Origin of the sequence: Geodermatophilus chilensis (assembly GCF_002802985.1) — a bacterium.
GTDB lineage: Bacteria > Actinomycetota > Actinomycetes > Mycobacteriales > Geodermatophilaceae > Geodermatophilus > Geodermatophilus chilensis.
On record NZ_NVPT01000088.1, the window covers coordinates 1 to 22,842 of the forward strand.

Below are 22,842 nucleotides of genomic sequence, written 5' to 3' on the forward strand. Positions count from 1 at the left end.
AAATGTGTATAAGAGACCGCTCCGACGGTGGCCCGCACCGAGGTCCTGGCCGGCCTGGTCGTCGCACTGGCGCTCATCCCCGAGGCGATCAGCTTCTCCATCCTCGCCGGCGTCGACCCCCGGGTCGGGTTGTTCTCGTCGTTCGTGATGGCCGTGGTCATCGCCTTCACCGGTGGCCGCCCGGCCATGATCACCGCTGCGACCGGCGCCATCGCCCTGGTCGTGGCCCCGCTCGCCCGTGAGTACGGCCTGGAGTACCTGCTGGCCGCGGTCGTCCTGGGCGGCGTCTTCCAGGTCCTGCTGGCCGCAGCCGGTGTCGCCCGACTGATGCGGTTCATCCCGCGCAGCGTCATGGTCGGTTTCGTCAACGCGCTGGCGATCCTCATCTTCACCGCGCAGCTGCCGCACCTGATCGACGTGCCGTGGCTGGTCTACCCGCTGGTCGCGGCCGGCCTGGCGATCATCTTCGCCCTGCCCAGGCTCACCACGGTCGTCCCCGCGCCACTGGTGTCGATCATCGTGCTCACCGGCCTCACCGTCGCCGCCGGCTTCGCCATCCCGAACGTGGGTGACCAGGGCGAACTGCCCGACAGCCTCCCGTTCCTCGCACTTCCGGACATCCCCCTGACCCTCGAGACGCTGACCGTCATCGCGCCCTACGCCCTCGGCGTCGCGTTCGTCGGGCTCATGGAGTCGCTGATGACGGCCAAGCTCGTCGACGACCTCACCGACACCCACTCCGACAAGACGCGGGAGTCCTGGGGCCAGGGAGTCGCGAACGTCGCCTCCGGCCTCTTCGGCGGCATGGGCGGCTGCGCGATGATCGGCCAGACCATGATCAACGTGAGGTCCGGCGCCCGCACCCGGCTGTCGACCTTCCTCGCCGGCGCGCTCCTGCTGGTCCTGGTCGTCGCCCTCGGCGACGTCGTCGCCATCATCCCGATGGCCGCGCTGGTGGCGGTGATGGTCTTCGTCTCGGTCGCGACGTTCGACTGGCACAGCCTGCGGACCATCCACCGGATGCCGAAGAGCGAGACGATCGTGATGCTCACCACGGTCGCCGGCACGCTGATCACCCACAACCTCGCGATCGGGGTCGGTGCCGGAGTGCTGGCCGCCTGTGTCCTGTTCGCCCGCCGGGTCGCGCACCTGGCCGAGGTCACCGGCGTCACCGACCCCGACGGCGGCACCCGGGTGTACTCCGTGCACGGCGCGCTGTTCTTCGCCTCCAGCAACGACCTCTACACCCAGTTCGACTACGCCGGCGACCCCGACCACGTGGTCATCGACCTGTCGAACGCGCACGTGTGGGACGCCTCCACCGTCGCGGTCCTGGACGCGATCACCCACAAGTACGAGAAGCGCGGCAAGACCGTCGACATCGTCGGCCTCACCGGGCACTCCGCCGACCGCTACGAGCGGCACACCGGCCAGCTCGCCGGGGCACACTGACGCCGATGAGGCGCACAGGGCTCCTGCAGATCGGCCAGGTGGCCGAGCGCACCGGGTTGAGCCTGCGCACCATCCGCTTCTACGAGGAGAACGGGCTGGTCGTCCCCACCGCGCGCAGCGAGGGCGGGTTCCGGCTCTACAGCGACGACGACGTCGCCCGCCTCGAGGTGATCAAGCGGATGAAGCCGCTGGGTTTCCGGCTGGAGGAGATGCAGCAGCTGCTCACCCTGCTCACCGACCTCGCGCACGCCGGCGAGGACCGGGAGGCGCTGCTGGACCGGCTGCGGATGTTCCACGAGGCCGCCACCGCCCGCGTGACCGCGCTGCGCGAACAGCTCGCCGTCGCCGAGGGGTTCGCCGACACCCTCGCCGCGCACCTCCACGGCAGGGGCCGGGTGTGGTGACCGCGCGCCTCGGTCCTCCGCGCAGGCGGTCCCTCCGCGTGGCCACCTGACGGCCGCGAGCGGCCGTGTCCTCCTCACCGCCCACCCGCCCGGTGCGCTGGAGCAGGTGGTGCACCGGTTGCTGCGCCGGCGGCGTGGGCCCACCGGTGGACCCGTTCACCCGGAGGAGGTGCCGCGAACGCCGGCGGGCGACCGGCCGCCGGACGGGGCAGGATCCGGAGGCCGCCCCCGAGCAGAGAGGGTCACCGTGACCGAGTCGCGCCCACCGTTCCCGCCGTTCGACCGCGACAGCGCGCTCGCCAAGGTGCAGGCCGCCGAGGACGCCTGGAACACCCGCGACCCGCACCGCGTGAGCCTGGCCTACACCGAGGACTCGATCTGGCGGAACCGCGACGAGTTCCTCACCGGCCGGGCGGAGATCGTCGACTTCCTGACCCGCAAGTGGGCGCGCGAGCTCGACTACGTGCTGCGCAAGAGCCTGTGGGGCTTCACCGGCGACCGCATCGCCGTCCGCTTCCAGTACGAGTGGCACGACGCCGAGGGGCAGTGGTTCCGCAGCTACGGCAACGAGCTCTGGGAGTTCGACGAGCGCGGCCTGATGCGCCGGCGCGAGGCCAGCATCAACGACGTCCCCATCGTCGAGGCCGACCGCCGGTGGCACGGCCCACGGGGGGACGACGAGCGCGGTCCGGGACACGAGATCCCGCTCCGATGACCCCGGTGCGGCGCGCGTCCCCCCAGCTCAGGACGTCGGCCCCCGAGCCCGCGCGCGTCCCCTTTGGCTAGGCTGGGACGGCGCAACGGAGTCGCGACCCCACCGGTCGTGGCCGGGCGCGTTCACAGGCGGGAGGCACCCGTGACCCTCCCGATGAGCCCCGCCCCCGCCGCGTCGTCCTCGGACGGGCCGTCGTCGGCGCCGTCCCCGCTGCCGGTTGGCACGCTGCTGCCGGCCGCGTCGGACGAGGCGTTCGAGCGGTTCGTCCGGCTGGTCCGCCACCAGCTGTCGGTCCCCGTCGCGCTGGTGACGCTCGTGAGCGCCGAGGAGCAGGTCTTCCCCGGCGCCGCCGGGCTGCCCGAGCCGTACCAGAGCCGGCGCCGCACCCCGCTGAGCCACTCGTTCTGCCGGCACGTGGTCGCCTCGGCCGAGCCGCTGGTCATCGAGGACGCGCGGCGCCACCCCCTCGTCCGGCACAACCCCGCCGTCCCCGACCTGCACGTCGTCGCCTACGTGGGGATGCCCCTGGTCGACGCCGACGGACGGGTGATCGGGTCGCTGTGCGCCATCGACTCGCAGCCGCGGCACTGGACCGACACCGACCTGGCGGTGCTCACCGACCTGGCCGGCGCCTGCTCCTCGGAGCTGCAGCTGCGGATCATGACCGCGCGCGCCGCGCAGGCCGCCGACGTCGCCGCCCGCGAGTGGCGGCGCACCCAGCAGCTGCTGGAGGAGCGCAGCAGCGTCGCCGAGACGCTGCAGCGGGCGATGCTGCCGCAGCTGCCCGAGCCCGACGGGCTGCAGCTGGCCGGCCGCTACCTGCCCGCACACAGCAACCACCGGGTCGGCGGTGACTGGTTCGACGGCTTCTGCACCGTGGACGACGTGACGGTGCTGGCGATCGGCGACACCGTCGGCCACGACATCGCCGCCGCTGCGGACATGAGCCAGCTGCGCACCCTGCTCCGCGGCTACGCCGTCGACCGCGGCGAGGTCCCCTCCGACACGATGCACCGCCTGGACCGGGCGATGGTCCGGCTGCCCGTGGCCGCCATCGCCTCGATCATCCTGGCCCGCATCGAGCCCACGCAGCCCGACGGCTCACGGCGGCTGCGCTGGACGAACGCCGGCCACCCGCCGCCCCTGCTGCTGCGCCCCGACGGCGTGGTGGACGAGCTGCGCACCCCGCCGGACATGCTCGTCGGCATCGACCCGGCCCGGCCGCGCCGGGACCACGCGGCGGACCTGCCCGCGGGGAGCACGCTGCTGCTCTACACCGACGGCCTGATCGAGCGCCGCAGCACCGATCAGGACATCGACGCCGGCCTCGCCGCCCTCGTCGGCACGCTGAGCGGGCTGCAGGACCTGCCGGTCGACGCGCTCCTCGACCGCGTGCTGGCCCCGGTCCGCTACGACCGCGAGGACGACATCGCGGCCCTCGCCATCCGCGTCGAGGGCTGACCTCCAAGGGGCCTCGGCGTGTCGCGCACCAGTACGGTTCCGGATGTGGCGCAGCGGTGGCTCGACGAAGAGCAGCAGCGGACCTGGCGGACGTGGTTGAGCGTCGCCGAGCTGCTCCCGCGGGTGCTCGACGCCCAACTCCAGCGCGACGCCGGCCTCAGCCACGCCGCCTACGTCGTCCTGGCCATGCTGTCCGAGGCGCCTGGGCGCAGCCTGCGGATGAGCGACCTTGCCCGCCGCGCCAACCAGTCGCAGAGCCGGCTCTCGCACACCGTCGCCCGGCTGGAGGAGCACGGCTGGGTGCGCCGCGAGCGCTCCGCCGAGGACGGGCGGGGCAACGTCGCCGTCCTCACCGACGCCGGGTGGGACGTCGTCCGCTCGGTCGCGCCCGGTCACGTCGAGGCCGTCCGCGCGGCGCTGTTCGACCCGCTCACCGACGAGCAGACCCGCGCCCTCGGTGACGCGCTGCAGGCGGTGCTCGAGCAGCTCGACCCCGACCACCGGCTGCGCCTCCGCACGGGGGCCGACGCCGGCTGACCGCCGCGGCGAAGCCGCGGACGGCGCCTCGCGTCGCGCCCGGGCCTGGGTCTGGCGGAGTGACCGTCAGCCCAGGTGACGCAGGAAGGACGCCGGGTCGTCGAGGAACTGCCGCCGGCTCGCGGTGGGCTCCAGGTCGGCCGACCGGGCCTCCCGCAGCCCCCACGGACCCACCACGAGCAGCCGCGCGCCGGGCAGTGCGGCCAGCACGGGCAAGTGGGTGGCGACGCACCCGGCCGACGTCCTGGCTCACCGTCGCGGGTCCTGGCTCAGCACCGGGGATGAGCCAGGACCCGCGATGATCAGCTCAGCTGATCATCGGCGGACCTCAGCGGCCGAGGTGGCGGTAGCGGTGCAGGCGGGTGCGGAAGCGCTCGCCGTCGTCCCGCCCGAGCAGGTTGGCCAGCTCCTCGCCCAGCACCCGGCCCAGCCGCTGGCAGAACGCCACCGGCTCGTCGGCGGCGTCGGGCCGCTCGGGGACGACGCGGTCGACGATCCCGGCCCGCCACAGGTCGGTGGCCCGCACCCCCTGGTGGGCGGCCATCTCGCCGGCCCGGTCGACGGTGCGGTGCACGATCGCCGAGGCGCCCTCCGGCGGCAGCGGGCCCAGCCAGCCGTTGGCCGCGGCCAGCACCCGGTCGGCCGGCGCGAGCGCGAGCGCGCCGCCGCCGGTGCCCTGGCCGAGCAGCACCGCGAGCGTCGGCGCCCGCAGCATCACCAGGTCCTGCAGGCAGCGGGCGATCTCCGCGGCCAGCCCGCCCTCCTCGGCCTCCTTCGACAGCGCCGCGCCGGGGGTGTCGATCAGGGTGACCAGCGGCAGCCGCAGCTCGGCGGCCAGCCGCATCCCGCGCCGCGCCTCGCGCAGCGCGGCCGGCCCGAGCGGCGCCGACAGCGACTGCCCGCGCCGGTCCTGACCGAGGACGACGCACGGCGCCCCGCCGAAGCGCGCCAGGGCCAGCAGCAGTCCGGGGTCCTTCTCGCCGGCGCCGGTGCCGGACAGGCCGACGACGTCGGTGGCCGCCGTCCGCAGCAGTCGCCGCACGCCGGGCCGGTCCTCGCGGCGGGAGGCGGTGACGACCTCCCACGCGCTGCGTCCGTCCTCCGGGTCGTCGGCGTCGGTGCCGTCCTCCGAGGTGGGCCGCTCGGCGTCGGCGACGTCCCGGTGCCAGGTCTGCCGGGCGGCGAGCACCCGCAGCGCCCGGTCGGCGACCTCGGCGATCTCCTCGTGCGGGACGACGGCGTCGATGAGCCCGTGCTCGGCGAGGTGCTCGGCGGTCTGCACACCCTCGGGGAACGGCTCGCCGTAGAGCGCCTGGTAGACCCTCGGGCCGAGGAAGCCGATCGAGGCCCCGGGCTCGGCGATGGTCACGTGACCCAGTGACCCCCACGAGGCGAGGACGCCGCCGAACGTGGGGTGCCGCAGGTAGACCAGGTAGGGCAGCCCGGCCTCCTTGTGACGGGCGATGGCCGCGGTGATCCCGATCATCTGCAGGAAGGCGACGGTGCCCTCCTGCATCCGGGTGCCGCCGGACACCGGCGCGGCCAGCAACGGCAGCCCCTCCTCGGTGGCCCGCTCGACCGCGGCGATGAGCCGGTCGGCGGCGGCCACGCCGATGGAGCCGGCGAGGAAGCCGAACTCGCCGGCGATCACCGCGACCCGTCGTCCGCGCAGCCGGCCCTCGCCGGTGATGACCGACTCGTCCTGCCGCGTGCGCTCCGCCGCCCGGGCCAGCTCGGCGGCGTAGGACTCCGGGACGTCGCCGATCGTGATCGGGGCGTCCCAGCTCTGCCAGGAGCCGGGGTCGAGGACGAGGTCCCGCAGCGCACGGGCGTCCAGTGCCGTCACGAGGACAGCCAGGCGCGGATCGCCTCGTTCGAGGAACCCAGCACCGGCGGCGCGGCGTGGTCGCGGCGGGTGGTCTCGGACTCGCCGTCCGGACCGGGCGCGAAGAAGCGCAGCGGCGGCCCGGGCAGCTGCAGCCGGCCGAGCGTCTCGTGCTCGACGTCGACCAGGAGGCCCTGCGACAGGGTCTGGTCCCACGTGTAGACCTCGTCGAGGGTGCGCACCTTGCCCGCCGGGATGCCGGCTCCCGCGAGGCGGGCGAGCAGCTCCTCGGGGGTCAGGTCGACGAAGGCCCGCTCCAGCAGCTCGACCACCTGGTCCCGGTGGGCGACGCGCTCGCCGTTGGTGGCCAGGCCCGGGGCGTCGGCGTCCAGGCCGAACTCGGTGCACAGCCGCCGCCAGAGGCCCTCCGACCCGCAGGAGAGCTGGACGCTGCCGCCCTTGCAGTGGAACAGGCCGTAGGGCGCGATCGAGGGGTGGTGGTTGCCCTGGGCGCGGCCGACCTCGCCCGCGACGGTCCACCGGGTGCCCTGGAAGGCGTGCACGCCGACGATGGCCGCCAGCAGGGAGGTGCGCACGACCTGGCCGCGCCCGGTGCGCTGCCGCTCGTGGAGCGCGGCGAGCACCCCGTAGGCGCCGTACATGCCGGCCAGCAGGTCGGCGATCGGGACGCCGACCCGCTGCGGGTCGTCCGGGCCGGAGCCGGTCAGCGACATCAGCCCGCCCTCGCCCTGCGCGATCTGGTCGTAGCCGGCCCGCCCGCCCTCCGGGCCGTCGTGACCGAAGCCGCTGATCGAGAGCGTGACCAGCCGCGGGTTGAGCTGCTCGAGCACGTCGGTGCCGAAGCTGAGGCGGTCCAGCGTGCCGGGACGGAAGTTCTCCAGCAGCACGTCGGCGCGGCGGACGAGCTCGCGCAACAGTTCCTTGTCGCCGTCGTCCTTGAGGTCGAGGGTGACCGACTCCTTGTTGCGGTTGGTCGAGAGGAAGTACGTCGACTCCCGCTCGGCGCCCTCCGGGTGGAGGAAGGGCGGGCCCCAGCCGCGGGTGTCGTCCCCGCTGCCGGGGTTCTCCACCTTGATGACGCGGGCGCCGAGGTCGCCGAGCATCATCCCGGCGTGCGGCCCGGCGAGGGCGCGGGTCAGGTCGACGACGAGGACGCCGTCCAGCGGTCCGGTCACGGTGCCTCTCCTTCCGTGGTCTACAGCCAGCCCGGCACGACGAACACGAGCCAGGCGAGCAGGGGCCCCACGACGACGACGATCGTCGCGTAGCCCAGGATCTGCTTGTAGAAGCGGTCCTTGTCGACGTCCTGCGCGGCCGCCAGGACCAGCGCGCCGTTGGTGGAGAACGGGCTGACGTCGACGATCGTCGAGGCGACCGAGAGCGCCACGATCACGCCCACCGCGCCGATCTCGCCGGCGAGGAGGAACGGCACCGCGAGCGAGATGGCGACGCCGATGATCGCCGTCGACGAGGCGAAGGCCGACACCACGCCACCGATGTAGGCCAGCAGCAGGGCCACGACCAACGGGACGCCGAGGCCGGTGACCGCCGCGCCGACGAAGTCGATGGTCCCGGCCTCCTGGAGCACGAACACGAAGGTGAGCACGCCGGCGATCAGCAGCACGGTGGACCAGCTGATCTGGCTGACCGCGCCCTTGTGCCGCTGGGCGGAGAACAGTGCGAGGACGACGGCGACGGTGATGGCGACGAAGCCGATGTCCAGCTTGAAGACGAGCGCCAGGACCGCCAGCACGACCAGGCCGACGAGCGTGAGGACCTGCTCGAAGGTGATCGGCTGCGGCCGGTCGGGGTGGTCCTCGTGGTCGTCGTCCCCGCCCACGGCGGGACCGGGCGCCGCGCCGTGACCGCGGACCGTGGGCCCGCGTCCGTGGCCGTGCTCGGCGTGGACCTCCTCCGCCGCCGGGGCGGCCGAGACCTTGCGGCCGAGGAGCTGACGCCCGCCGAAGAGGACGAACAGGACCGCCGCGATCGCCAGGTTGAAGAACAGGCTGCCGAGGAACACCGCGACGGCGCTGTTGGGCAGCCCCTCGGTCTCGACGATCTCGTTGACCGTGACGCCGTAGACGCTGATCGGGGAGAAGCCCCCGCCCTGGGCGCCGTGGATGACCATCATGCCCATCAGCAGCGGGTTGATCCCGTGCCGGGCGGCGAAGCCGAGCGCGATCGGCGCGATGATCGCCACCGCGGCGGGGGAGAGGGCGCCGATCGCCGTCAGGAGCGCGGTGACGAAGAACATCACCCACGGGATGGCGGCGACGTGGCCGCCGACCAGCCGGACCGCGCCTCTCACGAGCAGGTCGACGGTGCCGTTGTTCTGCGCGATCGCGAACAGGTACGTGACCCCGATCAGGGTCAGCACCAGCTCAGCGGGGAAGCCGCCGAGGATGTCGTCGGTCGTCAGGCCCACCGACAGCGTGCCGACGACGAAGGCGGCGACGAACGCGAGCGCACCCATGTTGATGGGCAGGAACGTCGCGATCGCGAAGATCACGACGAGCGCCAGGATGGTGACGATCTCCGGTGACACGAGGAGCTCCTACGGCGTCGGAGGGCTGGGGGACACCCGGGGCGGTGGCTCAGTGGCCTAGCCACTGACGTGGGGGACACTGTGTCATGCGCCACGCCGACAGCATGCAGTGAGGGAACCCGTGTCCGCGCCCGGTGATCCCGCCGCCGCGGCTCCCGGCGGCCTGCAGCCGCTCCGCCGGTCCCCGCGGCTGTACGAGCAGGTCGTCCAGCAGCTGATCTCCTGGGCCCACGCCAGCGGCCTCGGTCCGGGCGACCGGTTGCCCGCCGAGCGCGAGCTCGCCGCCCGTCTCGGTGTCAGCCGCGCGACCTTGGCCCAGGCGCTGGTGGCGCTGGAGGTCACCGGCGTGGTGTCGGTGCGCCACGGCGACGGCACGGTGCTGCTCGCCGCGCCCCGCACCGAGGCGGTGCTGGCGGCGCTGCGCGCGCGCCGCGACGACCTGGGCGACGTCATCGAGGCGCGGCAGGCGCTCGAGGTGCGGCTGGCGGCCCTGGCCGCGCGCCGCCGCAGCGACGCCGACCTCGCCGCGATCGACGCCGCCCTGGACGCGATGGCCGAGGACGTCCGGGGTGGCGGGCGCGCGGTGAGCGGGGACGAGCGGTTCCACGCGGCGGTGACGGCGGCCGCGCACTCGCCGCTGCTCGGCCGGCTGATGGCCGAGATCGCCGACGTGGTGCGGGAGAGCCGGATCCAGTCGCTGTCCCAGGAGGGTCGACCGTCGCGCAGCCTCGCCGGTCACCGCGCGATCGCCGAGGCCATCCGGGCCGGGGACGCACCGGCGGCCGCGGCCGCGATGACCGCGCACATCGACCTGGTCTCCGACGTCCCGCTGCTTGCCGACGACGGGGACTGAGGCCGGCTCAGGCCAGGTCGAGCCAGCCGCCCGAGGGGGTGACCACCGCGGTGACGCGCTGGTCGTGCGGCTCGACCGGCAGCGCGTCGACCAGCTCGTCGTCGAAGACCAGCGCCACCAGCCGCGCGTCGGGCCGCACGTGCTGCAGCGCCCGGTCGTAGTAGCCGGCGCCGCGGCCCAGGCGCACCCCGCTCCGATCGACCGCGAGCGCGGGGACGACGACGACCTCGGCCGCGCCGATCGCGGTCGGTCCCAGCCGCGGTCCGACCGGCTCCAGCAGCCCGAAGCGGCCCGGGGCCAGCCGGCCGGTGTCGACCGCCCAGGTGAGCTCGCTGCCCTCGGACGGGACCACCGGGAGCAGCACCCGCGAGCGGAGCTGGGTGAAGGCCGCCGGCAGCCGGCCCGCGCCGGGCTCGGTGGGGTCGGGCACGAAGGCGGCCAGCGTGCGGGTGCCGGCCAGTCCGCGCAGCAGGGCGGTCGCGACCGCCGCGCTGGCGGCGGCGCGCTCCTCGGCCGGGCGGGCCTCGCGGCGGGCCAGGAACCGGGCGCGGAGCGCGACCTTGGACTCGGTCACGTCGTCCGCGGGGGTCACCGCCGAAGGCTAGCCACCCCGCCTGCGGTCCCGGTCCGACCGCCCGCGCACGGGCGACGTGGACGGCGTGTCCGCGCGCGTGTCGCCGACGGCGAGCCCTTCCCCGGCCGAGGTGTCCCGACGGCACCACGCGGGGGCGCCGGAGGTGGGTCACTAGGCTCGCGCGCATGCCGACTCCGAGCACCCGCCCGACGCGGAAGGCCGTCATCCCCGTCGCCGGGATGGGGACCCGTTTCCTGCCGGCCACCAAGGCGGTGCCCAAGGAGCTGCTGCCGGTCGTCGACCGGCCCGCGCTCCAGTACATCGTCGAGGAGGCCGCCCGCGCGGGACTCGGCGAGGTGCTCATGGTGACCGGCCGCAACAAGGCCGCGATCGAGGACTTCTTCGACCGCCAGCCCGAGCTCGAGACCGCCCTGGAGAAGAAGGGCGACGCCGCCCGGCTGGCCGCCGTCCACGCCTCCACGGAGGTCGCCCAGGTGCACTTCGTGCGGCAGGGCGAGGCGCGCGGTCTCGGCCACGCGGTGCTGCAGGCCGCCGCGTTCGTCGGCGACGAGCCGTTCGCCGTCCTGCTCGGCGACGACATCATCGACGCCCGCGACCACCTGCTCGAGCAGATGCTGCAGGTGCAGGCCGAGCACGGCGGCTCGGTCGTGGCGCTGCTCGACGTCGGCCGGGAGAACATCGACAAGTACGGCGCGGTCGCCGTCGAGCCCGGTGGCACCGACGTCGTGGCGATCACCGGCCTGGTCGAGAAGCCGCCGGTCGACGAGGCACCCAGCAGCCTGGCGATCATCGGCCGCTATGTGCTGGCCCCCGAGGTGTTCGACGTGCTGCGCGAGACCGCGCCCGGCCGCGGCGGGGAGATCCAGCTGACCGACGCCCTGGCCACCCTCGTCGAGCGCGGTGAGCCGGTGCACGGCGTGGTCTTCTCCGGCCGCCGCTACGACACCGGTGACCGGCTGGACTACCTCAAGGCCGTCGTCCAGCTGGCCGCCGAGCGGGAGGACCTCGGTCCCGGATTCCGTGCCTGGCTGGCCGAGTTCGTGGCCGACCTGCCCGCTGCGGGCGCGTCGCAGGCCTGAGCGGAGGCCCTCAGGGGGGAGCATCGATCCCCGTGGTGGGCATGACCGAGGACGGCAGGGACGGGACGGTCCCGGGGTACCGGGACACCACGGCGCTGGACCTGCGCTCCGGCACCCCGGTGCGCGACGTCCCCGCGCCGTCGCCCGCCGTCGACGGCGCGGCCGTGCACGAGACGACGGCGATCGACCGCGGCGCCGTGCCACCACCGCTCGCCTCGGCCGAGCCGGCCGCGCCGCGCGGGGTCGAGCAGCACCTCGACGAGATCCTCTCGGCGGTGCCGCAGCCGGACCCGATCGAGCTGGCCGTGCTCGACGCGCAGGGCCTCCTGTGCGCCGAGGAGGTCGTCAGCCAGCGCGCGCTGCCGGCGTTCGACCAGGCCGCGCTCGACGGCTACGCCGCCCGCGCCCTGGACGTCGAGGGCGCCACCCCCGCCGAGCCGGCGCGCCTGTCGGTGGTGGGGGAGACCGTCGCCGGCCCGAGCGGCCCGGCGTCGATCGGCCCCGGGATGGCGCAGAAGGTGGCGGCCGGCGCGATGCTGCCGGCCGGCGCGGACGTCGTCGTCCCGGTGGTGTGGACCGACGGCGGCATGGCCACCGTCGCCGTGCACGCCGGCCCGCTCGCCGGCAGCTACGTGCGCCGCGCGGGGGACGACGTCGCGCCGGGCACCACCGCGGTGCAGGTCGGCACTCCCATCGGCCCGGCCCAGATCAGCCTGCTCGCCGCCGTGGGCCGCGACCGGGTGCAGGTGCGGCCCCGGCCCCGGGTCGCGGTCCTCTCCGCGGGCAGCGAGCTCGTCGACATCACCACGCCGCCCGGCCCCGGCCAGGTCGTCGACGTCAACAGCTACGCGCTGGCGGCCGCGGCGCGCGACGCCGGCGCCGAGGCCTACCGGTGGGGCATCCTCCCGGCCGACCCGCGCCGGCTGTCCGAGGTGCTGGAGAGCCAGCTGCTGCGCAGCGACCTGGTGCTGATCGCCGGCACCTTCGCCAGCGACGGCGACCCGGTGCAGGAGGCGCTCGGCGCGCTCGGGCCCATGCAGTTCTCGCAGGTGACGATGCACCCCGGACCCGTGCAGGCCTTCGGCCGGCTGGGTCGGGACTCCGTCCCGGTCATCTGCGTGCCCGGCGAGCCGGTCGCGGCACTGGTCGGCTTCGAGGTGTTCGTGCGCCCGGCGATCCGGATGATGCTCGGCAAGCGCCAGCTGTTCCGCCGCACCGTGCAGGCGATCGCCGCCGAGCGGCTCCTCTCCCCGCTGGGCTACCGGCAGTACCTGCACGGCCAGGTCATGCGCCACCCCGACGGCGGCTACGTCGTCGAGCCCCTGGGGGACGGCGGTGGCGACGGCGGGGAGGCGATGCTGGCGCGGATGGCGCGGGCGAACTGCCTGATCGTCGTCGACGAGGACGTCACCGAGGTGGCTGCCGGCGGGCTGGTCACGGTCATGCCGCTGCTGCTCGGCGGCTGAGCGACGCCGTGGTCGACCCCTCCCTGCGGCCCGGGTGGCCCGCGCACCTGGCCTGGGGGCCGGTCGAGCTGCACCCGCCGCGCCGGCGGGACGCCGAGGAGTGGAGCCGGGTCCGGCTGGCCAACGAGGCGTGGCTGGCGCCATGGGAGCCGACCGCCGCCGGGCCGTGGGCCGCGCGGCACACGCCCGGCGCGTACCGGATGATGCGGCGGGCGGTGCTGCGCCGGGCCGCGATGGGCCTGTCCCTGCCGTTCGTCATCCGCGTCGAGGGCCGACTGGCCGGTCAGGTGACCATCGACAACGTCGTCCGCGGCGCGCTGCGCTCGGGCAACCTCGGCTACTGGATCGACCGCACCGTCGCCGGCCGGGGGATGGCCTCGCTGGCCGTGGCCCTGGTGTGCGACCACGCCTTCGGGCCCGCGCGGCTGCACCGGCTGCAGGCCGACATCCGTCCCGAGAACGGGCCCAGCCGGGGGCTGGTGCACCGGCTGGGGTTCCGTCACGAGGGCCTGCTGCGCCGGTACCTCGACATCGACGGCGACTGGCGCGACCACGACACGTTCGCGCTGCTGGCCGAGGACGTGCCCGGTGGCGCGGTCGCGCGGTGGCGGTCCCGCCTACCACGCTGACCGGCGGACGGCGGGGTGTCCCCGTGTCGACACGCCGATCCGGGACCCCAGCAGGACACTCCAGTCACACGACACTCCCGGACACGCCGCGCGCCTCCCTCCAACGGAGGAGTGCAGGCCGTAACTTCGCCCGGCAGGTGACGCATGTGACGGGTGGTGTTCAGGATGGGTTCGGGTGTGCTGCTGGCCGCTCTGGTCGTGCTGTGGTTCGTCGTGCTGGTGCCCATGGTGGTGACCCGCGGTGACTCCTCGGCGGCCGGCTCCACGGGGGCCGACGCCGGCCGCACGCTGCAGCGGCGCCGGACGGTCGACCCCGCGGTATTCGCGGAGACCGAGCGGGTCTCCATCGACCGAGCCGCGCTGCTGACCTCCGGCGAGCTGCGGGTCGACGTCCACGCCGTCCGCCGCCGCACGCTGGCCGGCCTGGTGGCCCTCACGCTGCTGGCGCTGGTCGGCGCGCTGGTCTGGACGCCGTGGCTGTGGATCGCGCAGGGCGTGCTCGACCTCGCGGTCGTCGCCTACCTGATGGTGCTGCGGGCCGCCGCCCGCCGCGAGCGGCTGGCCGCCCGCCGCGCTGCCCGGGCCGCCGGGCGCTCCGTCCGCCGGCCGGACGCCCGTCCCGCCGCGCGCCCGGTGCCCGCACCCCGCCCGGCGCCCGCCGAGGAGGAGCCGGCCGCGCCGGTGCACTCCACCGTCGGCCTGCCGCACCCGAGCCTGCCGCTGGCGCCGGTGCACCCGCTGCGCCCGGGCCGGGTCGTGGCCGCCCGCGCCGCGGCCCCGGCCGGCTGGCAGAACAGCGCGGTCGTGGGCCTGGACGACGACGACATCGGCTTCGCCGACATCGACGTCTACCAGCCGCGCCGGGTCGCCAACGGCTGAGAGAGGACCCTCCTGCCCCCCACCATGGAAGGACCCCGTCCTCCCCACCCTTCGTAGAAGGACCCCGTCCTCCTCGCCGCTCGCAGGCTCGCGGCGAGCCTCTGGACGGGGCCGACCCGGGACGGGGCCGCGGCGGGGCCCTGCAGGAGGGCCAACCCGGTGGCGGCGCCGGCGGAGGCGGACGGTACGCTCGTCTCCGTCAGGGGCTGTAGCGCAGTCCGGTAGCGCACCTCGTTCGCATCGAGGGGGTCAGGGGTTCGAATCCCCTCAGCTCCACCCCGACACCCGCAAGAGCCCCGCCCGGTCTGCCCGGCGCGGGGCTCTCTGCTGTGCGCGTCGGGTCAGCTGCGGGCCCGCGCCACGGCGGCGACCGCCGCCTGCGAGGCCACGGCGCCCAGGTGACGGAGTTCCTCGGCGCCGAGCACCGCCCGGTGCCGCGCGGACTCGGCCGCGGCGAGGACGAGCGGGGCGGCCGTGCGGCCGAGGTGCCGGACCTCCTCCCCGGCCCGCACCGCCCAGTGCCGGGCCGACTCGGCGGCGGCCACCGCGAGCGGCGCGGCCGTGCGGCCGAGGTGGCGGGCGCCCTCGGCCGTCGCCGCGGACACGGCGCGGACCTGTGCGGCGGCCAGGTCGGCGCGGGACGGCGGCCGTGGCGCCCACGGACGGCGAGCCCACAGGCGCTGAGACCAGGACTGCCGGACGACGGGGCGCCGGGCGCGGGCGCGGGCGCGGACCACGCCGACGCCCGCCACCGCGGCGAGGGCGACCGCGGCCGCCACCGTCCCGCGGCCGGTCGACCCCGCGGTGTCCGGTGCCGAGGCGGTGTCGGCTGCCGGGATGGTGTCGGCTGCCGGGGTGGTGTCGGCGGGGGCGCCGGTCCCTGCCGCAGCGCCGGTCTCAGCCGCCGCGGGCAGCAGGGTCTCCGAGGTCTGGCTGGACGCCGCGATGCCGTAGTGCCGGTAGAGGTCGGCCTCCTGAGCCGTGGACAGCTCGCGCGCGCCGCCGACCGACGGCGCTGCGGTGACCTGGGCGCGGGTCACCGCGACGGTCACCCGGCCCTCCGCGCCGTCGGCGTCGAGCGCGGGGACGACGGCGCTCGCGCCCTCGACCTCGACGTACACCCACTCCGGCCGGCCGGTGGACTCGTCGGCGAGGACGGCGGTGACGGCGCCGAGCTCGGTCCCGTCGCGGTCGACGACGGTCCAGCCGACCCACTCGCTGGCCTCGTCGCGTGCTGGCAGGCCCATGGCCGCCTCCTCGTGCCGGTGCTGCCGGGGGCCGGATGTCCCGGCCCGCTCCGGACGGGGGCTACCCGGCCCGCCCGGACGCAACCTGGCTGCCGGATCTGGTCAGCGGGCGCCGCGGAAGTCCGGCGGCCGCTTCTCGACGAACGCCCGCACGCCCTCGCGCCCCTCGGGATCGCCCGCCGACTCGGCGATCAGCCGCGCCTCGTCGTTCAGGTGCTCCTCCAGCGTGCGCACGGCGGCGCCGCGGACCAGCGCCCGGGTGCGCACCATCGCCCGCACCGGCCCGGCCACCAGCGTGTGCGCGAGCGCGACGGCGGCGTCCCGCAGGTCGTCGTCCGCCACCACCCGGGCGACCAGGCCGCAGGCGTGTGCCTCCGCGGCGTCGAGCGTGCCGTTGGTCAGCACGAGGTCCAGGGCGCGGGCCGGGCCGAGGGCGTGCGCCAGGGTCCAGGAGGTGCCGCCGTCGGGGGAGAAGCCGATGGCGCCGTAGGCGGGCCGGATCCGGGTCGAGCGGGCGCAGACCACGACGTCGCAGGCGCCCATCAGCCCGACGCCCGCCCCCGCGACCGCGCCGTGCACGCCGGCGACCACGGGCACGGGAGCGGCCAGCAGTGCCCGCACGACCTCGTGCCAGTCGGCGGCCAGCCGGCCCACCGCCGCGCCCGGGTCGTCGGCCGCGGCGAAGCCGCGCACGTCGCCGCCGACGCAGAAGCGCTCGCCCTCGGCCAGCAGCAGCACCGCCCGGGTGTCCGGTGGTCGGGTGCGCAGGGCCCGGCCGAGTGCCGCGGCCATGGCCGGGTCGACGGCGTTGCCGGTGCCCGGCGAGTCGAGGGTGACCCGCCAGACGTCGCCGTCCACCGCGGTGCGCACGGGTCGATCGGTCATCGAGGGCCTCCGAGGGTCAGAACCACGACGGGAACCACATCCGGTCGAGCCACTCCCCGCGGGTCAGCGGCTCACCGGTGAGCACGGGCAGGAAGAAGACGAAGGTGGCCGCGACCACGCCGACGTAGAGCGCCACGACGCCGAGGCCGACCTGCCGGCGCAGCCGCGGGGCGCCGGGGCGGCCCAGCACGTCCTGCAGCGCCAGGACCACGGCCAGGACGAAGAACGGCAGCAGGGGAGCCGTGTAGAAGACGAACATCGTGCGCTCGGGGTTGAGGAACCAGGTGCCCCAGCCCGCGGCGATCGCGACGGCGACGGTGAGCGCGGCCGGGTCCCGGCGGGCGACCAGCCGCCAGGCGAGCCACACCAGGGCCGGCGCGAAGGCGAACCAGAGCGTCGGCGTCCCGACCATGAGGATGTAGCGGATGACCGGGTCCCCGGCCGCGTCGGTGAGGCCCTGCGGGTTCCACAGCAGGATCGGCCGGCCGTTGACCAGCCAGCTCCACGGCCCGGACTCCCACGGGTGCGGCGTGGACAGGCCGTTGTGGAAGGCCAGCCACTCGGCGTGCTGGTGCCACAGCGAGCGCAGCGCGTCGGGGACCCATGGGAACGCCGTCTCCGGGTTCTGCTGCGCCCACGCCTTGCCCTGCGAGGTCTCGCCGAGGAACCAGCCGGTGAAGCTGGCGAGGTAGGTCAGCACCGGGACGGCGGCCAGCGCCCACAGCGCCCCGGGCAGGCCGCGCCGTGCGGCGGTGACGGTCGGGCGGGGGACGCCGGCCTCGCGCCACGCGGCGCGGTCCCAGAACAGGCTCAGCACCGCGAAGGCGGCGAGGAAGTACACCCCGCTCCACTTCACCGCGCAGGCGCAGCCGAACAGGAACCCGGCGGCCAGCCGCCAGCCGCGCGGGCCGAGCGCGAAGCCGGTCGCCGTCGTCGTGCCCGCTCTGATGCGGGCCCGGACCCGGTCGCGGTCGACGACCAGGCAGGCCACCGCGGAGACGACGAAGACCTGCAGGAACACGTCGAGCAGGCCGATCCGGGAGAGGGTGAAGGCCAGGCCGTCGAGCGCGAGCAGCAGGCCGGCGACCAGGCCGAGCAGCGTCGAGCCGGTGAGCCGCCGGGCCAGCCGGATGAGGACGACGACGGCGATGCTCCCGGCGACCGCGGAGGGGAACCGCCAGCCGAAGGAGTCGTAGCCGAACAGCCCGATGCCACTGGCGATCAGCCACTTGCCCAGCGGCGGGTGGACGATGAACGTGTAGCCGCGGTTGTACTCGTGGCCCCACTCGAGCAACTCGCGCGCCTCGGGCGGGTAGTAGGCCTCGTCGAACAGCAGGTCCCCCGGGTAGCCGATGCCCCACAGCCGGATCCCGAGGGCGAACAGGCCCAGCAGCGCGGTGAGCACCCAGGCGGTCCGGCGATCGGCGGGCAGCGGCGGGGTCGTGTCGCGCCGCGGCCGGGGGAACGGGCGACGGCGCGTCCGGGCCGCCGGGAGGTCGCCGGGCTCCCGGTCCGTGCGCTCGGGAGCCAGCACCGCCATGCGGCCAGGGTAGGTGTGCGACCTGGGCCGGCCGGTCGTGACAGGCTCGGGGCATGGTCGGACGGCTCGTGCTCGGTGGAGCGCCACTGGGACAGCCCGGGGACGTCGGCCCGCGGCTGCGCACCGCGATGGCGACCGCGGACGTGCTCGCCGTCGAGGACACCCGCCGCCTGCACCGCCTGGCCGCCGACCTCGAGGTGCAGCTGTCGGGCCGGGTGGTGACCTTCCACGAGTCGGTGGAGCGCTCCCAGCTGCCCGGGCTGATGTCCGCGCTGGCCGAGGGGCGCACCGTGCTGCTGCTCACCGACGCCGGGATGCCGTCGGTCTCCGACCCCGGCTACACACTGGTGCGTGCCGCGATCGACGCCGGCGTCGAGGTGACCTCGGTGCCCGGGCCGTCGGCGGTGACGACGGCGCTGGCGGTGTCGGGCCTGCCGGTCGACCGGTTCTGCTTCGAGGGCTTCCTGCCGCGCAAGGCGGGGGAGCGGCGGTCGCGGCTGACCGGGCTGGTCGACGAGCGCCGCACGATGGTCTTCTTCGAGTCGCCGCACCGGCTGGCCGACGCGCTGGCCGACGCCGCGGCCGCGTTCGGGAGCGACCGGCCCGCCGCCGTCTGCCGCGAGCTGACCAAGACCCACGAGGAGGTCCGCCGGGGGGCGTTGGGCGAGCTGGCCGCGTGGGCCGCCGACGGCGTGCGCGGGGAGATCACCCTGGTCGTCGGCGGCGCTCCCGCGGCCCCGGTGTCGCTGTCGCCGGCCGAACTGGCGGCCGAGGTCGCCGCGGAGGAGGCGGCGGGCGCCACCCGCAAGGACGCGATCCGCGCCGTCGTCGTCCGTACCGGGCAGCCGCGCCGCACCGTCTACGACGCCGTCGTCGCCGCCAAGGACTCCTGACCGCCACCGGTGTGCGCATCCGGTGATCTCGCGCCAGCGGGAGAGCACCATCCGTGCACACCGGTGCGGCTGTGGACGACGAGTCACGGGGTCCGGCACCGGTTCGGGCACGGTGCGCCGGTGCCCGTGCCGCCCTCCGTGCCCGACGTGCTCCGCGGGAGGGTCTTCCGGGCCTCGGTGGTCATCGGGCGCGGACTCCTCACCCGCAACCAACTCCGTGGCCCGGCCTGGCGGAGGGTGTGGCCGGACCTCTACGTGCACCGCGACGTCGCGGTCACACACGCCCTCCGCGCTCGTGCGGCGACCTCGCTCCTCGTGCCCGGCTCCGTGGTGACGGGGTGCAGCGCTGCGGTGCTGTGGGATGTGGGCCTCGTCGACGCCGCAGCCGACGTCGAGCTGACCGTGCCACCCGGACACCACCCGGTGCGCGTGCCAGGGCTGCACGTACGCCGGAGCCGCTTGCCTCCCGGATGGGTCACCCGCCGTCGTGGGGTGGCCGTGACGACGCCAGAGGCGACGGCGGTCCGCATCGCTGCGGCTCTGCCGGGGGACGACGCCGTCGTCGCGGTGGACCGGCTCGTCGCATCAGGGGTCGTCGACCTCGGGCCGCTGCGTGGCCTCGCCGCTACGGCCCGCGGTCCGGGCGCGGCCCGGGCCCGCGAGGTCTGCCGGCTCGCCGACGGGCTGGCCGAGTCGCCACAGGAGACCCGCGTGCGTCTGCTGACGGCACGGGGCGGGCTACCGGCACCGATCGCCCAGTACGTGGTGCGCGATGCGCGTGGGTTCGTCGCCCGGGTCGACTTCGCGTGGCCAGAGCAGAAGGTGGCCGTCGAGTACGACGGGGTCTGGCACGCCGAGCCCGGACAGTTCGCGCGCGACCGGCAGCGGCTCAACCGGCTGCAGGCGGCCGGCTGGCGGGTGGTGTTCGTGACCGCCGCCGACCTGCACCGGCCCGACGAGCTGGTGCGGCGCATCGCTGCGGCCCTGGCCATCGTGCGCTGAGTGTGGTCTCCGGTCGGCGGGAGACCACACCGAGCGCACAGCGAGGGCGCGTCAGAGCCAGCCGTTGCGTTTGAAGCCGCGGTAGAGCAGCACGCACGCGGACACGATCACCAGCAGCACCACGAAGTAGCCGTAGCGCCAGCGCAGCTCCGGCATGTACTCGAAGTTCATCCCGTAGATCCCGGCGATCGCCGTGGGGACGGCGATGATGCCGGCCCACGCGCTGATCTTGCGCATGTCCTCGTTGTCGGCCTGCGAGGTGCGCGCCAGCGACGCCTGCAGGATCGAGGTCAGCAGCTCGTCCAGCGCGGCGACCTGGTCGCGGACCCGGATGGCGTGGTCCTCGACGTCGCGGAAGTACGAGCGCATCGCCTCCGGGACGACGTCGATCTGCCGCTCGGCCAGCTTCTCCAGCGGCACCTCCAGCGGTGAGACCGCCCGGCGCAGCGACAGCAGCTCCCGCTTGAGCTGGTAGAGCCGGCCGATGTCGTCGGTGCGTTCGGGACTGAACACCGAGGCCTCGAGCTCCTCGACGTCCTCCTCGACCGCGGTGGCGACGTCGACGAAGGCGTCGACCACGCTGTCGGCGACGGCGTAGAGCACCGACGCGGGGCCGTGGCACAGCAGGTCCGGCTGCGACTCCAGACCGCGGCGCAGGTCGGCCAGGCCGCCGTGCTCGCCGTGCCGCACGGTGATCACGTAGTGCGGTCCGACGAAGACCATCACCTCGCCGGTGTCCACGACCTCGCTGGTCGCGGTCAGCCGGTCGTGCTCCACGTACCGGGCGGTGGTCAGCACCATGAACAGGACGTCGTCGTAGCGCTCCAGCTTGGGCCGCTGGTGGGCGTACACGGCGTCCTCCACGGCCAGCGGGTGCAGCCCGTAGTGCGCGGCGATGTCGCCGAGCTCCTCCTCGGTGGGCGCGTAGAGCCCGAGCCAGACGAAGCCGCCCCCGTCGACGGCCGCCCGCAGCGCCTCGTGCGGCTCGACCGGGGACTCGCGGCGTCCGTCGACGTAGACGGCGCAGTCGACGACCGGGCCGACGCCGTCCGGCCGGGACGGCGTCGTGCGCGGCCGGCCCTCCGGCCGCGGGCGGGTCGACGGGGGCACCGTCGACAGCTCGCGGCTCGCGCCGCGGGGGACCTCCGTGCCGGGCATCCGCACTCCTCTCCGACCGGGCCGACGGGACAGCGTAGGCATGCGGCCCGGCGGCGCCCGTGCCACGCTCGCTGGGACCGGATCTGCCGAGAGGACGGGGCGTCGTGGCCGTCAACACCCGTCGGGTGAAGTCCGTCGAGGACTCCATCCGGGACACCGACGAGCCGGAGCACCGGCTCAAGAAGAACCTGTCGGGCCTGGACCTCACGGTCTTCGGCGTCGGCGTCATCATCGGCACCGGGATCTTCGTGCTCACGGGCATCGTCGCCCGGGACCAGGCCGGCCCCGCCGTGGCGATCTCCTTCGTCATCGCCGGCGTGGTGTGCGGGCTGGCCGCCCTCTGCTACGCCGAGTTCGCCTCCACCGTGCCGGTCGCCGGGTCGGCGTACACGTTCTCCTACGCCACCTTCGGTGAGTTCGTCGCCTGGATCATCGGCTGGGACCTCGTCCTCGAGCTGGCCCTGGGCGCCGCGACGGTCTCCGTCGGCTGGTCCGGCTACCTCAACCAGCTGCTCGACGACATCGGCACGCCGCTGCCGTCGTCGATCGCGGGGGAGACGGCGACGGTCAACATCCCGGCGATCCTCATCGCCCTGGCGATGACCGGCGTGCTGATCCTCGGCATCAAGCTCTCGTCCCGGGTCACCGCCATCATCGTGGCGATCAAGCTGGTCGTCGTCCTGCTGGTGATCGTGGTCGGCTTCTTCTACACCAGGGCCGCGAACTACACGCCGTTCGTCCCGCCGGCCCAGCCCGCGGCGGCGGGGGAGGACAGCTGGCTGCACACGCCACTGATCTCGGTGCTCACCGGCTTCAGCCCCGGCACGTTCGGCTGGGGCGGCGTGCTCGCCGGCGCCGCGATCGTGTTCTTCGCCTTCATCGGCTTCGACATCGTGGCCACCGCCGCGGAGGAGACCCGCGACCCCGAGCGGGACATGCCCCGCGGGATCCTCGGCTCGCTGGCGATCTGCACCGCGCTGTACGTGGCGGTCTCGCTGGTGGTCGTGGGGATGCAGAACTACACCGAGCTGAGCGCGACCGCGCCCCTCGCGGGGGCGTTCTCGGCCAACGGGATGCCGGTCTTCTCGAGCATCATCTCGCTGGGCGCGCTGGCCGGGCTCACCTCGGTGGTGATGATCCTGATGCTCGGTCAGTCCCGGGTGCTGTTCGCGATGAGCCGCGACCACCTGCTGCCGCCGGCCCTGGCGAAGGTCCACCCCCGGTACGGCACCCCGTACCGCATCACCATCGCCACCGGCGTCGTGGTCGCGCTGCTCGCCGGGTTCGTCCCGCTCACCGCGCTCGCCGAGCTGGTGAACATCGGCACGCTCTTCGCCTTCTTCCTCGTGTCGATCGGCGTCTGGGTGCTGCGGCGCACCCGCCCGGACCTGCACCGCACCTTCCGCGTGCCGTGGGTCCCGGTCCTGCCGATCGTCTCGGCGCTCGCCTCCCTGTGGCTGATGTCCAACCTGCCCGTCGACACCTGGCTGCGGTTCATCGTCTGGATGGCGCTCGGCATCGGGATGTACTTCGTCTACGGCCGCCGCCGTAGCCGGATGGCCACCGGGGTGCGGATGTCGGCTTCCGACAACATCGCCCGCCGCTGACCCCCTCGGAGGGGTGAGGCCCCCCGGCTGTCCCCTATACACATCT

22 protein-coding genes and 1 tRNA gene are annotated in these 22,842 nt (G+C 74.9%); 14 read left to right on the forward strand and 9 right to left on the reverse strand.

Annotation, left to right across the window (positions count from 1 at the left end):
- Positions 1-27: 27 nt before the first annotated feature.
- The 5 genes from CNO22_RS15625 to CNO22_RS15645 all read left to right on the forward strand — a co-directional run bounded on the left by CNO22_RS15625 (position 28) and on the right by CNO22_RS15645 (position 4,569).
- Positions 28-1,452 carry a SulP family inorganic anion transporter gene (locus tag CNO22_RS15625; protein ID WP_100500245.1) on the forward strand — a complete coding sequence of 475 codons (1,425 nt, stop codon included), beginning with the start codon at positions 28-30 and terminating at the stop codon, positions 1,450-1,452.
- Between the two features lie 5 nt (positions 1,453-1,457).
- Complete coding sequence (locus CNO22_RS15630) at positions 1,458-1,856, forward strand: MerR family transcriptional regulator (RefSeq protein WP_100500246.1); 399 nt, start codon at positions 1,458-1,460, stop codon at positions 1,854-1,856.
- Positions 1,857-2,103: 247 nt separating this feature from the next.
- Positions 2,104-2,571: a nuclear transport factor 2 family protein gene (locus CNO22_RS15635; RefSeq protein ID WP_100500247.1), complete on the forward strand. Its 468-nt coding sequence runs from the start codon at positions 2,104-2,106 to the stop codon at positions 2,569-2,571.
- 141 nt (positions 2,572-2,712) lie between these two features.
- Positions 2,713-4,032: a PP2C family protein-serine/threonine phosphatase gene (locus CNO22_RS15640; protein WP_100500248.1), complete on the forward strand. Its 1,320-nt coding sequence runs from the start codon at positions 2,713-2,715 to the stop codon at positions 4,030-4,032.
- A 45-nt stretch (positions 4,033-4,077) separates the two neighbouring features.
- A complete protein-coding gene (locus tag CNO22_RS15645; RefSeq protein WP_100500249.1) occupies positions 4,078-4,569 on the forward strand; it encodes a MarR family winged helix-turn-helix transcriptional regulator in 492 nt (163 codons plus the stop codon).
- A 66-nt stretch (positions 4,570-4,635) separates the two neighbouring features.
- Here CNO22_RS15645 and CNO22_RS27755 read toward each other — a convergent pair whose 3' ends face one another.
- The 4 genes from CNO22_RS27755 to CNO22_RS15660 all read right to left on the reverse strand — a co-directional run bounded on the left by CNO22_RS27755 (position 4,636) and on the right by CNO22_RS15660 (position 8,963).
- Positions 4,636-4,779 (reverse strand): hypothetical protein, encoded by a 144-nt coding sequence (locus CNO22_RS27755; protein WP_157936961.1) that lies wholly within the window; start codon positions 4,777-4,779, stop codon positions 4,636-4,638.
- Positions 4,780-4,897: 118 nt separating this feature from the next.
- Positions 4,898-6,415: an acetyl-CoA carboxylase carboxyltransferase subunit alpha/beta gene (locus tag CNO22_RS15650; protein WP_232807073.1), complete on the reverse strand. Its 1,518-nt coding sequence runs from the start codon at positions 6,413-6,415 to the stop codon at positions 4,898-4,900.
- Entirely contained in the window at positions 6,412-7,590 is a 1,179-nt protein-coding gene (locus tag CNO22_RS15655; RefSeq protein ID WP_100500250.1) for a CaiB/BaiF CoA transferase family protein, read from the reverse strand. The genes CNO22_RS15650 and CNO22_RS15655 overlap by 4 nt, the downstream gene beginning before the upstream one ends.
- A 20-nt stretch (positions 7,591-7,610) precedes the next feature.
- Positions 7,611-8,963, reverse strand: coding sequence for an SLC13 family permease (locus tag CNO22_RS15660; RefSeq protein ID WP_100500251.1), 1,353 nt, complete (start codon positions 8,961-8,963; stop codon positions 7,611-7,613).
- 121 nt (positions 8,964-9,084) lie between these two features.
- Here CNO22_RS15660 and CNO22_RS15665 point away from each other — a divergent pair, with 121 nt between their 5' ends.
- Positions 9,085-9,816: a FadR/GntR family transcriptional regulator gene (locus tag CNO22_RS15665; protein ID WP_198588370.1), complete on the forward strand. Its 732-nt coding sequence runs from the start codon at positions 9,085-9,087 to the stop codon at positions 9,814-9,816.
- A 7-nt stretch (positions 9,817-9,823) separates the two neighbouring features.
- On the opposite strand, the gene CNO22_RS15670 is transcribed toward CNO22_RS15665, so the two are convergent.
- Complete coding sequence (locus tag CNO22_RS15670) at positions 9,824-10,408, reverse strand: 5-formyltetrahydrofolate cyclo-ligase (RefSeq protein ID WP_100500252.1); 585 nt, start codon at positions 10,406-10,408, stop codon at positions 9,824-9,826.
- A 167-nt stretch (positions 10,409-10,575) separates the two neighbouring features.
- On the opposite strand from CNO22_RS15670, the gene galU reads away from it, so the two are divergent.
- The 5 genes from galU (at position 10,576) to CNO22_RS15700 (ending at position 14,740) form a co-directional block, all read left to right on the forward strand.
- On the forward strand, positions 10,576-11,490 hold the full coding sequence (galU, locus tag CNO22_RS15675; protein ID WP_100500253.1) for a UTP--glucose-1-phosphate uridylyltransferase GalU: 915 nt from the start codon (positions 10,576-10,578) through the stop codon (positions 11,488-11,490).
- A gap of 41 nt (positions 11,491-11,531) precedes the next feature.
- Positions 11,532-12,956, forward strand: a complete 1,425-nt coding sequence (glp, locus tag CNO22_RS15680; RefSeq protein WP_232807074.1) for a molybdotransferase-like divisome protein Glp — start codon at positions 11,532-11,534, stop codon at positions 12,954-12,956.
- An 8-nt stretch (positions 12,957-12,964) separates the two neighbouring features.
- Positions 12,965-13,585, forward strand: a complete 621-nt coding sequence (locus CNO22_RS15685) for a GNAT family N-acetyltransferase (protein WP_100500254.1) — start codon at positions 12,965-12,967, stop codon at positions 13,583-13,585.
- A 165-nt stretch (positions 13,586-13,750) separates the two neighbouring features.
- On the forward strand, positions 13,751-14,464 hold the full coding sequence (sepX, locus tag CNO22_RS15690; protein WP_100500265.1) for a divisome protein SepX/GlpR: 714 nt from the start codon (positions 13,751-13,753) through the stop codon (positions 14,462-14,464).
- A 202-nt stretch (positions 14,465-14,666) separates the two neighbouring features.
- Positions 14,667-14,740: transfer RNA gene (locus CNO22_RS15700), tRNA-Ala, on the forward strand.
- Positions 14,741-14,805: 65 nt separating this feature from the next.
- On the opposite strand, the gene CNO22_RS15705 is transcribed toward CNO22_RS15700, so the two are convergent.
- The 3 genes from CNO22_RS15705 to CNO22_RS15715 all read right to left on the reverse strand — a co-directional run bounded on the left by CNO22_RS15705 (position 14,806) and on the right by CNO22_RS15715 (position 18,136).
- Positions 14,806-15,711 (reverse strand): PRC-barrel domain-containing protein, encoded by a 906-nt coding sequence (locus CNO22_RS15705; RefSeq protein ID WP_100500256.1) that lies wholly within the window; start codon positions 15,709-15,711, stop codon positions 14,806-14,808.
- A gap of 102 nt (positions 15,712-15,813) precedes the next feature.
- The gene (locus CNO22_RS15710; RefSeq protein ID WP_100500257.1) at positions 15,814-16,596 is read right to left on the reverse strand and encodes an enoyl-CoA hydratase/isomerase family protein; all 783 of its coding nucleotides are present in this window, start codon (positions 16,594-16,596) and stop codon (positions 15,814-15,816) included.
- A 16-nt stretch (positions 16,597-16,612) separates the two neighbouring features.
- A complete protein-coding gene (locus CNO22_RS15715) occupies positions 16,613-18,136 on the reverse strand; it encodes a dolichyl-phosphate-mannose--protein mannosyltransferase (RefSeq protein WP_100500258.1) in 1,524 nt (507 codons plus the stop codon).
- 53 nt (positions 18,137-18,189) lie between these two features.
- On the opposite strand from CNO22_RS15715, the gene rsmI reads away from it, so the two are divergent.
- Positions 18,190-19,029: a 16S rRNA (cytidine(1402)-2'-O)-methyltransferase gene (gene rsmI / locus CNO22_RS15720; protein WP_100500259.1), complete on the forward strand. Its 840-nt coding sequence runs from the start codon at positions 18,190-18,192 to the stop codon at positions 19,027-19,029.
- Between the two features lie 120 nt (positions 19,030-19,149).
- Positions 19,150-20,031 (forward strand): DUF559 domain-containing protein, encoded by an 882-nt coding sequence (locus tag CNO22_RS15725; protein ID WP_232807075.1) that lies wholly within the window; start codon positions 19,150-19,152, stop codon positions 20,029-20,031.
- 51 nt (positions 20,032-20,082) lie between these two features.
- Here CNO22_RS15725 and corA read toward each other — a convergent pair whose 3' ends face one another.
- A complete protein-coding gene (corA, locus tag CNO22_RS15730) occupies positions 20,083-21,189 on the reverse strand; it encodes a magnesium/cobalt transporter CorA (RefSeq protein ID WP_100500260.1) in 1,107 nt (368 codons plus the stop codon).
- 104 nt (positions 21,190-21,293) lie between these two features.
- Between corA and CNO22_RS15735 the strand changes: the two genes are divergently transcribed.
- Positions 21,294-22,796 carry an amino acid permease gene (locus tag CNO22_RS15735; RefSeq protein ID WP_100500261.1) on the forward strand — a complete coding sequence of 501 codons (1,503 nt, stop codon included), beginning with the start codon at positions 21,294-21,296 and terminating at the stop codon, positions 22,794-22,796.
- Positions 22,797-22,842 lie beyond the last annotated feature (46 nt).

Bases quoted from the DNA above. Each gene is read 5' to 3' on its own strand.
- sepX (WP_100500265.1), top strand. From the start codon at position 13,751: ATGGGTTCGGGTGTGCTGCTGGCCGCTCTGGTCGTGCTGTGGTTCGTC.
- CNO22_RS15710 (WP_100500257.1), bottom strand. From the start codon at position 16,596: ATGACCGATCGACCCGTGCGCACCGCGGTGGACGGCGACGTCTGGCGG.
- glp (WP_232807074.1), top strand. From the start codon at position 11,532: ATGACCGAGGACGGCAGGGACGGGACGGTCCCGGGGTACCGGGACACC.
- rsmI (WP_100500259.1), top strand. From the start codon at position 18,190: ATGGTCGGACGGCTCGTGCTCGGTGGAGCGCCACTGGGACAGCCCGGG.
- CNO22_RS15705 (WP_100500256.1), bottom strand. From the start codon at position 15,711: ATGGGCCTGCCAGCACGCGACGAGGCCAGCGAGTGGGTCGGCTGGACC.
- CNO22_RS15715 (WP_100500258.1), bottom strand. From the start codon at position 18,136: ATGGCGGTGCTGGCTCCCGAGCGCACGGACCGGGAGCCCGGCGACCTC.
- galU (WP_100500253.1), top strand. From the start codon at position 10,576: ATGCCGACTCCGAGCACCCGCCCGACGCGGAAGGCCGTCATCCCCGTC.
- CNO22_RS15630 (WP_100500246.1), top strand. From the start codon at position 1,458: ATGAGGCGCACAGGGCTCCTGCAGATCGGCCAGGTGGCCGAGCGCACC.
- corA (WP_100500260.1), bottom strand. From the start codon at position 21,189: ATGCCCGGCACGGAGGTCCCCCGCGGCGCGAGCCGCGAGCTGTCGACG.